The 12396-nt window shown below is 58.2% G+C and carries 12 protein-coding genes; 5 read left to right on the top strand and 7 right to left on the bottom strand.

Annotation, left to right across the window (positions count from 1 at the left end):
• Positions 1–158: 158 nt before the first annotated feature.
• A complete protein-coding gene (locus tag ABLV66_RS13055) occupies positions 159–956 on the top strand; it encodes a PhzF family protein (RefSeq protein WP_047048115.1) in 798 nt (265 codons plus the stop codon).
• A 42-nt stretch (positions 957–998) separates the two neighbouring features.
• Here ABLV66_RS13055 and ABLV66_RS13050 read toward each other — a convergent pair whose 3' ends face one another.
• The 6 genes from ABLV66_RS13050 to ABLV66_RS13025 all read right to left on the bottom strand — a co-directional run bounded on the left by ABLV66_RS13050 (position 999) and on the right by ABLV66_RS13025 (position 6849).
• Complete coding sequence (locus tag ABLV66_RS13050; RefSeq protein WP_348877192.1) at positions 999–1676, bottom strand: SDR family NAD(P)-dependent oxidoreductase; 678 nt, start codon at positions 1674–1676, stop codon at positions 999–1001.
• Complete coding sequence (locus ABLV66_RS13045) at positions 1673–2146, bottom strand: NanQ anomerase/TabA/YiaL family protein (RefSeq protein ID WP_213797263.1); 474 nt, start codon at positions 2144–2146, stop codon at positions 1673–1675. Before ABLV66_RS13045 ends, ABLV66_RS13050 begins: the two co-directional genes overlap by 4 nt.
• A complete protein-coding gene (locus ABLV66_RS13040; protein ID WP_348877193.1) occupies positions 2143–3309 on the bottom strand; it encodes a sialidase family protein in 1167 nt (388 codons plus the stop codon). Before ABLV66_RS13040 ends, ABLV66_RS13045 begins: the two co-directional genes overlap by 4 nt.
• Before the next feature lie 2 nt (positions 3310–3311).
• A complete protein-coding gene (locus ABLV66_RS13035) occupies positions 3312–4724 on the bottom strand; it encodes a sodium:solute symporter family protein (protein WP_047038689.1) in 1413 nt (470 codons plus the stop codon).
• Positions 4725–4797: 73 nt separating this feature from the next.
• Positions 4798–5682, bottom strand: coding sequence for a dihydrodipicolinate synthase family protein (locus ABLV66_RS13030; protein ID WP_348877194.1), 885 nt, complete (start codon positions 5680–5682; stop codon positions 4798–4800).
• Positions 5683–6849, bottom strand: a complete 1167-nt coding sequence (locus tag ABLV66_RS13025; protein WP_348877195.1) for an iron-containing alcohol dehydrogenase — start codon at positions 6847–6849, stop codon at positions 5683–5685.
• 175 nt (positions 6850–7024) lie between these two features.
• Here ABLV66_RS13025 and dtnK point away from each other — a divergent pair, with 175 nt between their 5' ends.
• The 3 genes from dtnK to ABLV66_RS13010 are packed head-to-tail and all read left to right on the top strand — an operon-like array spanning position 7025 to position 10002.
• A complete protein-coding gene (dtnK, locus tag ABLV66_RS13020; protein ID WP_063447039.1) occupies positions 7025–8260 on the top strand; it encodes a D-threonate kinase in 1236 nt (411 codons plus the stop codon).
• Positions 8253–9239 (top strand): D-threonate 4-phosphate dehydrogenase, encoded by a 987-nt coding sequence (locus ABLV66_RS13015; RefSeq protein ID WP_047067417.1) that lies wholly within the window; start codon positions 8253–8255, stop codon positions 9237–9239. The genes dtnK and ABLV66_RS13015 overlap by 8 nt, the downstream gene beginning before the upstream one ends.
• Before the next feature lies 1 nt (position 9240).
• Positions 9241–10002, top strand: a complete 762-nt coding sequence (locus tag ABLV66_RS13010; RefSeq protein WP_047048141.1) for a DeoR/GlpR family DNA-binding transcription regulator — start codon at positions 9241–9243, stop codon at positions 10000–10002.
• Between the two features lie 9 nt (positions 10003–10011).
• On the opposite strand, the gene ptrR is transcribed toward ABLV66_RS13010, so the two are convergent.
• Positions 10012–10890 (bottom strand): putrescine utilization regulator PtrR, encoded by an 879-nt coding sequence (gene ptrR / locus ABLV66_RS13005; protein WP_063415232.1) that lies wholly within the window; start codon positions 10888–10890, stop codon positions 10012–10014.
• Positions 10891–10995: 105 nt separating this feature from the next.
• On the opposite strand from ptrR, the gene sad reads away from it, so the two are divergent.
• On the top strand, positions 10996–12381 hold the full coding sequence (sad, locus tag ABLV66_RS13000) for a succinate-semialdehyde dehydrogenase (protein WP_348877197.1): 1386 nt from the start codon (positions 10996–10998) through the stop codon (positions 12379–12381).
• Positions 12382–12396 lie beyond the last annotated feature (15 nt).

The raw sequence follows: 12396 nt of genomic DNA, 5'->3' as shown, positions 1-12396 counted from the left end.
CGATCTTAAAACGAATGCTGCTGAAAATACAATCACTTTGTGATCTGTATCTCATTTTTTGCTGATGTCTGTGGCAGCTAACAACTTAATTTTTCGGCTAATAGTGTGCGGGTATGGTTTATGTGTCATGTTGATAGCCGATAAAAAAGGGGAGCACGATGAAAGAAATCAGTTTTTACCTGGTCGATGCCTTCAGCGATCGCAATTTTGGCGGCAACGCGGCGGCAGTATGCCCGCTCAGCGAATGGCTGCCTGATGAAACGCTCTTAAAAATGGCGCAGCAGCATAATCAATCCGAAACGGCGTTTTTTGTCCGCACCGACGCTGGCTATGAGCTGCGCTGGTTCACGACGCTTGATGAGATTAACCTCTGCGGCCACGCCACGCTCGCGGCATCGCACGTGATTTTTGAATATCTCGACCACCCCTCGGCAACTATCGTATTTAGCACCCGTTTTGTCGGTGAACTACGGGTAACGCGCAGCGGCGACTGGCTGACGCTGGATTTCCCCGCCTGGCAAACCACGCCGGTGCATGACGTACCGCCGGCGCTGTTCGCCGGGTTGGGCATCGATGACGCGCTGGAGGTGCGGGAAGGGCGTGATTATCTGGTGGTTCTGCGCGACCGGGCGCAGGTTGAAGCGGTGCGCCCGAATATGGCGCTGCTGGAGACGCTGGATAAGATGATTTGCATTAGCGCGGCCGACGAAGAGTACGATTTTGTCAGCCGCTTTTTCTGCCCCGGTGAATCGGTACCGGAAGATCCGGTAACCGGGTCAACCCACAGTATGCTGATCCCCTACTGGGGAGCGAAGCTCAATAAAACCGACCTGCTGGCGCGCCAGGTGTCGGCGCGCAGCGGCGAGCTGCGCTGCCAATGGCGCGATGACCGCGTACTGATTAGCGGCCAGGCGACCACCTATCTGCGCGGCACGGTCTATTTGCGCGAAGGTTAATGATAGTTTCCCCCGGCTGGCGCGACGTTTAGCCGGGTACTCCTAACCAAGCGAGGCGCCGCCACACATCACCAGCTCTTGTCCGGTCATGGCCGCGGCTCCTTCGCTAAGTAGCCAGCTCACCAGCGACGCCACCTCCTGTGGCTTAATCAATCTACCGAGCGGCGGCGCCTTCGGCGGCGAACTCTCGCGTCCCGGCTGGCGCAGCATTGGCGTATCGGTGGCGCCGGGGGCGACAACGTTAACGGTAATGCCCGCAGCGGCAAGTTCCGCCGCCCAGCTTCTCGCCAGCGCCACCAGCGCCGCTTTGGTTGCCGTATACTGAGAACGGCCTGCCGCTCCGCGCGAGGTCCGGCTACCCAAAAGAATAATCCGTCCGCCACGGTCCATGACGGGCGCAAAGCGGTTGGCTAAGGTCTGCGCCGCATCTACATGTAGACGCCACAACGTCTCGCCACGCTGCGCGTCAAGTTCTCCTAGCGGCGCCGCCGCCATCAAACCGGCGGCATGGATAATCGCCTGCGGCGGTGGTACCGACGACAGAGCATCAACCAGCGCGCGGCGGTCGCTCACATCGACCGCCAGATGGGTGAAGCCTTCATGGATGAACGTCGGCGCGGAGCGGCTCAGACCGAGCACCTGCCAGTCCTCCGCCAGCAGTTGACCGACAATCGCGGCGCCGATCCCCGAGCTCGCGCCCGTCACCAGTGCCTGCTTCATGGCGCCTCCAGCATGCTGCGCGGTACTTTAAACACCGCTTTCCTCACCGGGGCGGGTGACGTAACGGCGCACAGTGCCTGGTGCGGTTCGCCGGGGAGAAAGACCGCGAAGTCCCCGGCGCACAGATGCAGCGTGACGCTTTGCGGCGTCTGCTTGCTGATAAAGAGATCCGGCTTGCGTTCTTCATCATCAGGTTGGCCTGTGTACACCATACCGGCATGCAGCGTCTCCTCGCCGGCTAAAATGACCTGAATATCGGCCCATTGGTGGTGATATTCGGTATGTCGCTGTCCTGCCGCCTGGGTTTGCGCGGTGCCGATGGTGCAGTACCATCCGCCATCTGCAGGTTGGAAGCGGCCATCTTCGCGGGCTGTCAGGGCGGCAAGAGAACATTCAGTGCGGCTGAGTATCTGCCGCAACGCCAGCGGCAACCCCGCCTGAGGCAGGGCATTCAGATTACCGATGATCATACGCCTTCTCCTTTAACCCATTGCGGCGAGACGCGGACATACTTAATGGCCTGCCGGTACCAGGTATAGGCAATGTGTAAATTACCGTCTTCACCCTGTTTAATACTGGGATAGGAGAATTCACGGTTTAGTTTTTGCTCTGAATTGTTGGTCATACAGTAGCCGTCGCCCTCATCAAGGTTGCGCATCCACGGCCAGCTTTTGCCGCCATCGGCGGAGATAGCCACGGTCATTGGTGCGCGCGGCGCGCCCCAGAAGGCGGTTTTCCCGGTGCATTCAGGCTCTTTCCGGCCGTCGTCGTCTTCTATCTCATCGTATAGCGATGCCCGACGCTCGCTGGCGCCTGCTGCGCTCATGTTATTGAAGACCAGCGCCAGATCGCCGTTACTCAACGTGGTCGCCTGAATGGACGAGTTATTGTTTGGCAGCGTGGTGGGGATCGGCGCTGACCAGCTTTCGCCATAATCTGTCGACTGGCTGTACCAGATATGATCGGCCCAGCGGCTGCGGAAGAAGGCGGCCAGCGAGCCATCGGCCAGCGGGGTGATATTCATATGCACGCAGCCGAGGCTTTGCGGTACCGCCACGTCGCGCCAGCTTTTGCCGCCATCGGCTGAGATTTTTACCGCGCTGATATCGTCGTTACCGACCCATTTTTCCCCTGGACGGGTACGACAATAGAAAACCGGCAGCAACCAGTTGCCGTTGGGCATTACGGTTATGGGTTGCCGGATAAAGGTGCCGGGTTCATCGAGTAGGGTGGCAATCGCTCCCCAGTGCTTTCCTCCATCGTGCGACTGGCGATAACGCACAATAGCGGTGTCCTGATTGCCGGCGTGCTGCGCGGTCCATAACAGCCACAGCACGCCATCAGGAGCCTGGAACAGCACCGGATTTTGTTCTGAACGTTCCGGGTCGTCGGATAACTTTATCGCGTCGCTCCACGTTGTGGCGCCCGGCGCTAAACGCGATCCCCAGACTGAAATATCCGCTTTCCCTTCCTGCGAACCGCCGAACCACACGCACATCAGCGTGCCATCGGGCAGCGGCAGAAGATTGGCGGCATGGTTTTGCGGGCAGCCGGAGGGCAGCATTGCCGCGGCGAGCTTAGGATCCTGCTGGTGTTGGCGAATCACGCCGTCAAAAGTTGGGGTGGTGGTCATTTTTACACTCCACGTTGTTCAATGGGGGCCGGGGATGATTGTTGCGCTTTATTGGGGATTAGGCGGTCGATCACCATAATCAGGGCCGGGGTGATCAGCGCGATGTACATGTTATTGATGCCGAACGGATCGCCGAGCAAATACCACGCCGAAGTCACCACGCAGGCGCCGATGAGGCCAGCGTTCGCGCCGCGGGCGCTCTTAAAGAACGGCGCATAGAAGGCGATGACCGCGACCACGGTGATAGAGAGTCTGATGGCGCGGGTAAAGAAGGAGAGCTTCAGCACTTCCGGTACCAGCAGCACAAAAATAAGCGGCAGAAAACCGATGATCAGCGAGGCCCAGCGGGTGGCCTTAAACTCCTGCTCCGGCGTTGGGTTGCGCCACGGCACGTAAAAATCTTTTACCACCAGAGAGGCAATCGCCAGGGCAACGGTGCTGACGCTAACGAAAATAGAAGCCACAAGTGACGTTGTCACTAATCCGGCAAGCCACGGGTTCATATCCTGCAGGAACACCGGTAGAGCGTACAGGCTGTTGATTTCCGGGTGCAGAAACTTCGCCGCCACGCCGATAATGGCGATCGCGAAGGCGATAGGCAGGCAGAAGAAAAAGGCAATCCAGGTAGAGCGTTTCGCCGATTTTACGTTTTTGGTCGAACTGATCGCCTGAATGACAAACTGGGTACAGAAGATGGAGCCGATAGTGCCGATAAGCCAGGCGCAGATGGTGCCGGCGCCAAAATTACCATCCCAGGTCCAGTAGTAATCCGGCATCTTCTCAATCATCGGCGTGAAACCGCCGGTTTTTGCCAGCGCGAAGCCCATAATAATGAGTAGACCGGCATATTTTAATGCGCTGTGCAGCATGGTGACCCAGGCTACGCCTTTCATACCGCCGAAGGCAAAATAGAAAGTACTTACAATGGCGGTAATAAACGCCGCGAGGGGTAAATTGATCTTTAATACCGTGGAAATTGCCGCCGCGCCGCTGACGTAGTTACCGACGTTCACCAGCAACAGGGCGTAAATCATAATGATGGAAATAATATTCTTGGTACTGGTGCCGTATCGCTCGGCAATCGCCCCGGAAATAGTAATTTTACCAGTATTATAAATCCGCTTAACCAGTATCAGGCCAAACAACGGAAAGCCAATGGCGGCGCCCAGCACCGACCACGAGGCGGCAATCCCGCTCTCAAATGCGGCCTGTGCGGTACCGATAGTCGACTTGGCGCCGATATATTCCGACATCAGCAGGATACCGACGATAAAGGCAGGCATCGCGCGCGAGCCCTCCATAAAATCCCCGGAATTTTTACTTCTGATACGGAACGTCAGCCAGGTGGTAAATAAGATATAGGCGATGACAATGCCGACAATAATAAAGGTATCTTCAGTGGTAAAATGATTCATCTTAGCCTCTCTTTGGGCGTACGAATCCTGGGTACACAGGTACCCGGTCTATTTTGTTGAAGAAGCGCAGCGCTTAATTAAGATACTGCGCGATGATCCCGCGTATTTGCTGCAGTTGAGATGCGCTAAACTGCACCGCGTAGCGGCTATCGCCGACTTCATGGCCCATCAGCTGCAAGGCTTTTTTCACCGCGGCAGGGGAAAAGGCGACTTTATAGAGATCGGTACGCAGGCCGGTGACGTTTTCCTGCGCCAGCCTTGAGGCCGCAATATCGCCAGCCTGGAAGGTTGACCAAATCGCGTTAATCTCCCGTGGCGCCACGTTAGCCAGCCCGGAAATGCACGCTGAACAACCATCCACGAAACCCTGATGAATCAGCGAATCCGGCCCGTTCAGGACATTAAAACCGTCGATGTCGCGCACCGCATCAAGAAAGCCCTTCAGGCTGTCATAGCTACCTGCGCTATCTTTTATGCCAATAATGTTGCCATGCGCAGCCAGCCGACGAGCGGTTTGCGGTTCAATGGTGTTCCCGGTACGCGCCGGGATGTTATAGAGAAATACCGGTACGCTGAGCGCATCGGCGATCGCCATGTAGTGGCTTACCAGCTCATCTTGTTTAAGCGGCACGAACCACGGGGTGATGACGGACACCGCGTCGACGCCTGATCTTGCTATCTGCCGGCCAAGACGAATGGTTTCCCGCGTCGACACTTCGCCAATATGGGCCACCACCGGCGCGCGTCCGGCAACCGCCTCGACGCAGGTTTCGGCAACCGCAATTTTTTCCGCCTCATTAAGGACGAAAAACTCGCCGTTGGTTCCGCCGCAAAAAATGCCGTTACCGGCGGCCAGCTGTCGCTCTACCTGCTGGCGTAGCGCCGTCAGGTTCAGTTCACCGCTAGCGGTAAAGGGGGTAACAATGGCGGTTAACACGCCGCGAATGGAATGATGCATTTATCTCTCTTCTCCCTGATGACATGACTGTGGAAACAGCGTCTGGTAAATCGCCTGGACTTGAGCCTGGCTTACGCTGCATGGGGCATTGTTCATTAATCGTTTTACTTCCAGCGCCGCGGCGCTTAGCGTTTCAATGCTCTCTGGCGGTACGCCCAGCGCGGCGAGGTTGTCCGGCAGCGCCAGCCGTTTCACCAGCTGTGCCAGCCAGCGGACCAGCGCATGAGATTTCTGTTCGTTATTCAAGGTCAGATCGGCGTCCGGGATCAGATCCCAGACCCGGGCGAATTTATCCACCGCGTACGGGCGCACGACCTGCATACAGGGGGCCAGCAGAATGGCGTTCGCGACGCCGTGCGGCAGATGCCAGGTGCCGCCAAGCGGGTAGGAGAGCGCGTGCACCAGATGCGTGCCGGCATGATTGATAGCCACGCCGCCATAGTACGAAGCCCACAACATCTCCAGTTTCGCCGTGAGATCCTGCGGGTCGGTCACGGAACGCTCAATATTCCGTACCAGCTTATACAGGCCGATTAAGGCGGCGTTATCGCTTACCGAGTTCGCGACGGTTGAAGTAAAGCACTCCAGAAGATGACACAGCGCATCGATGCCGGTGGAGGCGGCAATGGCCGCAGGCATGCTGGTGGTCAGTTCTGGCAACAGGGCCACGAAATCCGGCAGCAGCACCGGGGAGATAATCCCCACTTTGGTATTACGTTCGGGAATAGCCAGGATAGCGTTTGGCGTCGCTTCCGAGCCGGTGCCGGCGGTGGCGGGTATCAGCAGCGATGCCAGACGCAGGCGCGGTTTCTCGCCGTCGATCAGCGCGTTCAGCGAAGGGGATGCGGGATGAAGTAGTACCGAGAGCAGCTTAGCCACGTCGAGAACGCTGCCGCCGCCGATACCGACGACCATCTCCGGCTGCGCTCCCGCGAGTTGGGCAACAATCTGCGCCACATCATGTTGGCTGGGCTCTGCCGGGACGGAATCCACGATCCTCACATCAACGGTATTCTCGCCCAGCAGATGTTGGATCCGTTTGGTCGCTTCGAGCTTACCGACGTTCGCATCGGTGACCAGCAAAATGCTTTTTTTACCTGCCAGCACTGGCTTCAGGGCTGAGATGGCGCCCGCGCCGCTGATAATCGTGCTGTTAATCGTCGCCACGTCTTACTCCTCTTTTGTAATGATTAAATTCAATCAATCCACTTGGTGTTCACTCATTTCGATGAGCAAAAGTTATAATTTATACGGAGGTTTAATAACTTGAGATTGCTCACATTTAATCAAATATGATTGAATATAATCATTAGCGATTCAGATAAGCGATGAAGGAAAGAGAATGAGCTGCGGCGATAATCCTGTTCTGGTGCTGGCAGATGACTTTACCGGGGCCAATGATGCCGGTGTCAGTCTGGCGGAAGCGGGTTTAGCGGTTGAGGTGGCGTTTAACGCCGGTTATCAGCCGACCACCCGGGCGTTGGTTCTCAATAGCGATAGTCGGGCGCTTTCCGGGGCGCAGGCAGCAGAGAAAGTAAACGCGATACTCCGTGATGCGGAAAATTTCGCCGCCGTCTGGCAGGTGAAGAAAATCGACTCCACCCTGCGCGGCAACCCCGGCGCGGAACTGGAGGCAATGATGCGTGCGCGGGGCTGCTCTGTCGCGGTTGTCGCGCCGGCCTTTCCGGCGGCAGGGCGCATAACCCGCGGCGGACGATGTTATGTCCACGGCGTGGCGCTCGATAAAACCGAATTCGCCAGCGATCCCAAAACGCCGGTCAGTAGCGCCGATATTGGGCAATTGCTCGCCATGCAGAGCCGCCTGCCGTGCCGTTCGCTGGATGCGCAGCAACTGGCAGCCGCCCTCGCGGAAGAGAGCGACCAACCGCGTGTGTTGATTATTGATGCTGAAGAAGACGCGCAGCTGGATAAGGTAATCGCCGCGGTAGCCAGCCGCGCGCGACAAACGCTGCTGGTGGGATCTGCGGGGATCTGCGAGGCGCTGGCGCGCTACCTGCGCCGGGCCACGACCGGGCCGTTGCTGGCGGTGGTCGGCTCCATGAGTGAAATAGCGCAGGCTCAGGTCGCCGCTTTGGCCGGCCATCCGCGAGTCGCGCGGATCGGGATTGATGCCGCCCGCGCCTTTAACGGCGACGCCCTGGCCGATGCCCGGCGAATCGCCGCGGCGCTGGCGGCAAATCATCATTGCGTGGTCACCACCTGCGCGGACAGCGCTGTCCGGCACGGCATTGAGGCGCTGTGCCGTGAACGCGGCTTGAGCCGCGCTGCGCTGGGAGAACGGATCTGCGCTTATCTCGCGCAGGTCACTCAACTCGCCGTTGAGTTCCATGCGCCCGGGGCGCTCTATCTGTCCGGTGGCGATGTCGCGATCGCCGTCGCTCAGGCGCTCGGCGCGCAGGGGTTTCATATAACCGGCCGGGTGGCGCAATGCGTGCCGTACGGCCATTTTCTCGGAAGTCGCTGGCCGCGTCCGGTGATGACCAAAGCAGGGGGATTCGGTACGGAGACCACGCTGCGGGATGTCGTGAATTTTATTGAGGAGAAACTGAGTGTCTAACATGATTGCGGTAACGATGGGCGACCCGGCGGGCATTGGTCCGGAAATTATTATTAAATCGCTGAGCGAAGGCGAACTGAGCGGCGCGCCGGTGGTGGTGGTGGGCTGCGCGCAGACGCTGCGGCGAATCCTGGCGCTGAACATTACCCCGCGCGCGGAGTTGCGGATTATTGAGCACCCGAGAGAAGCGCAGTTTTCACCCGCGACGATTAACGTGATTGATGAACCGTTAAGCGACCCTCAGGCCCTGCGGCCCGGTGAAGTTCAGGCCCAGGCCGGGGATTTGGCGTATCGCTGCATCAAGCGCGCCACCGCGCTGGCGCTGGCGGGCGAAGTTAAAGCTATCGCCACCGCGCCGTTAAATAAGGAAGCGCTACATTTGGCCGGGCACCATTTCCCGGGACACACCGAACTGCTGGCCCACCTGACCCAGACTAAAGATTATGCCATGGTGCTGTACACCGATAAGCTTAAGGTGATCCACGTCACCACCCATATCGCGCTGCGACGCTTCCTCGATACTCTAAGCCAGTCGCGGGTAGAGACGGTTATCCGCGTCGCCGATGATTTTTTACGCCGCGTGGGTTACCAGCAGCCGCGTATCGCGGTCGCTGGGGTGAATCCCCATGCCGGTGAAAACGGTCTGTTTGGCGATGAGGAGATTCGTATCGTCGCCCCGGCCGTCGCGGCGATGAAGGCACAGGGCGTTCATGTCTTCGGACCGTGCCCGCCGGACACCGTTTTTATGCAGTGCCACGAAGGCATGTACGATATGGTGGTGGCGATGTATCACGATCAGGGGCATATTCCGCTCAAGCTGCTCGGGTTCTATGATGGAGTGAATATCACCGCCGGGCTGCCGTTTATCCGCACCTCCGCGGACCACGGCACCGCCTTTGATATTGCCTGGACAGGTAAAGCGAAGTCTGAGAGCATGGCAACCTCCATTGAGCTCGCCATGCAAATCGCACAGGAATAACATGAAGGGATATAATCGGTTAGAGCAGATTATGGACTTCCTGAAAAGCCATAATCTGGTAACGGTCGACCAACTGGTTGCGGTAACCAACGCCTCGCCGGCGACCATTCGTCGCGATCTGATTAAACTCGATCAGGAAGGGGTAATTAGCCGTACCCACGGCGGCGTGACGCTCAACCGATTTATTCCCACACAGCCGACGACGCTGGAAAAAGCGCAGCGTAGTCCGCAGGAGAAGTACGCCATCGCGAAAGCGGCGGCGTCGCTTATCAAGGCCGGCGATGCCATTGTGCTGGACGCCGGTACCACCATGATTGAACTGGCGCGACAGATTACGCATCTGCCGCTGCGGGTCATCACCAGCGATCTGCATATCGCACTGTTTCTGGCTGAATTCAAACAGATTGAAGTGACGATTATCGGCGGGCGCATCGATGACAGCAGCCAGTCGTGTATTGGCGAACATGGGCGACGCCTGCTGCAGAATGTGTGGCCGGATCTGGCGTTCGTCAGCTGTAACGGTTGGGATTTGCAAAAGGGCATTACCGCGCCGACGGAAGAGAAGGCGGCGCTGAAACGCGATCTGATTGCCAACGCCAGGCGGCGGATCCTGCTGGCCGACAGTTCGAAATACGGCGCCTGGTCACTGTTCAATATCGCGCACCTCGACTCGCTCACGGACATTATCACCGACGCGCATTTGCCGACGGAAACCCGCGAGGCGCTCCAGGAGCTCTCGCCGCGGCTGATTATCGCCGATTAACGTCCGCCATCATGTCGCGGTTGCCGCCTGACGATCCTCGTTCAGCAATTCAATAAATGCCTCCAGCTGGCGCGTTTTCGCGCCGCGCCGCCATACAAGCCAGGTCGTCAGCCAGCGCCACTCTTCGGCGAGCGGCCAGGCGGAAACCTGCTGATGGCCGGGCATACTCTCCAGCATACTGCGCGGGATCAGCGCCAGCCCGGCGCCGGCGATTACGCAGGCTAGCATACCGTGGTAGGACTCCATCTCATGGATCCTTCCGGGCGTCGCGCGGTCGGCGTGAAACCAGCTCTCAAAATGGCGGCGGTAAGAGCAGTTGGCGCGAAATGCGTAAACGTTCGCGCCGTTAACCTCGCTGGCGCGCGTCACCGGCGCATGGCCAAAGGGGGCGACGATCATCATCTCTTCCGGGAACACCGGCAGCCCCTCCAGACCGGGGTGAACCAGCGGACCGTCAACGAACGCCGCGCTCAGCGCGCCTTCCAGCACGCCGTCAATCATGGTGCCGGACGGGCCGGTGGATAATGCCAGGTGGATCTTCGGATAGCGTTGGTTGAAATGAGCCAGCGTCGTGGGGATACGTACCGCGGCGGTGCTTTCCAATGATCCGAGGGAAAACAGCCCCTGCGGTTCATCGCCGGCCACCACCATCCGCGCTTCATCGACTAACGCCAGGATTTGCTGGCTGTAGCGTAAAAAACTGTGCCCGGCCGGCGACAGACGCAGCCGCTGATTCTCGCGAATAAATAGCTCGACGCCGAGGTCTGCCTCCAGTTGGCGAATGCGGGTGGTCAGATTCGACGGGACGCGGTGCACCTTCTGCGCGGCCTGGGTAATACTGCCGGTGCTGGCGACGGCGTTAAACATCTCAAGCTGGGTTAAGTCCATACTATTCTTCTTTTGTGAATGTGTTGCTTAATATTATTCATTTTCAATGAAAGGAAGGGTAGGCCACAATATCCACACTTCGCAATCCCTACAGAGAGAATAACCATGAATTTATCTGCCACCCATGCGGTTTCCGTTAACCCGACCACTGGTGAAGTCGTGTCGTCTCTGCCGTGGTCAACCGAACAACAAGTGGATTCAGCCATCGCTCTGGCGCAACAGGCTTTTCGCCAGTGGCGCCACGTAGCGGTCACCGACCGCGCCGCCGCGCTGCGTAAAGTCGGCAGCGCAATGCGCGCCCGTGGCGAAGAGCTGGCGCAAATGATCAGCCTTGAAATGGGTAAGCCTATCGCCCAGGCGCGCGGCGAAGTGAGTAAATCGGCCAATCTCTGCGACTGGTATGCCGAGCATGGCCCGGCGATGCTGGCGACCGAAGCCACCCAGGTAGAAGATAATAAGGCGGTGATTGAATATCGTCCGCTGGGGCCGATTCTGGCGGTGATGCCGTGGAATTTCCCGGTCTGGCAGGTTCTGCGCGGCGCGGTACCGATTTTGCTGGCAGGGAATAGTTATCTGCTGAAGCATGCGCCAAATGTGATGGGCAGCGCGCAGCTGCTGGGCGAACTGTTTCCCGAAGCGGGACTGCCGGCTGGCGTTTTTGGCTGGATCAACGCCACGAACGAGGGCGTCTCGCAAATTATCAATGACGACCGTATCGCGGCGGTCACGGTGACCGGTAGCGTACGCGCCGGGCGGGCAATCGGCGCTCAGGCCGGCGCAGCGTTGAAAAAATGCGTGCTGGAGCTTGGTGGTTCCGATCCCTTTATCGTGCTCAACGATGCCGATCTGGACGAAGCGGTAAAAGCCGCCGTCATCGGCCGTTATCAGAATAGCGGACAGGTCTGCGCGGCGTCGAAACGCTTTATTGTGGAAGCGGGTATTGCCGACGCTTTTAGCAAAAAATTTGTGGCCGCGGTGGCGGCGTTGAAAATGGGCGACCCGCGCGACGAGCAAAATTATATCGGTCCGATGGCGCGTTTCGATCTGCGCGATGAACTGCATCAACAGGTGGAAGCCACGCTGAAAGAAGGGGCAACGCTGCTGCTTGGCGGCGAGAAAATCGCCGGCGCCGGTAACTATTACGCGCCAACGGTGCTGGCCAACGTTACCCCCGAGATGACCGGTTTTCGTCAGGAGCTTTTCGGACCGGTGGCTACCATCAGCGAAGCCCGCGACGCGGCGCATGCGCTTGAACTGGCTAACGATAGCGAGTTTGGCCTTTCCGCAACCGTATTTACGTCAAGCAGCGCGGAAGCGGAACGTTTTTCTCGTGGTCTGGAGTGTGGCGGGGTATTTATCAATGGCTATAGCGCCAGCGATGCCCGCGTGGCTTTCGGCGGTGTGAAGAAAAGCGGCTTTGGTCGGGAACTGTCGCATTTTGGCTTGCATGAGTTCTGCAATATTCAAACCGTATGGAAAGACCGTCGCTAATCGACGTTAGCGCCT

The organism is Klebsiella sp. CN_Kp073 (genome assembly GCF_040065495.2).
Taxonomy (GTDB): domain Bacteria; phylum Pseudomonadota; class Gammaproteobacteria; order Enterobacterales; family Enterobacteriaceae; genus Klebsiella; species Klebsiella aerogenes.
Note: the sequence above shows the minus strand (reverse complement) of the source record. Positions and strands in the feature narration are given on the sequence as shown.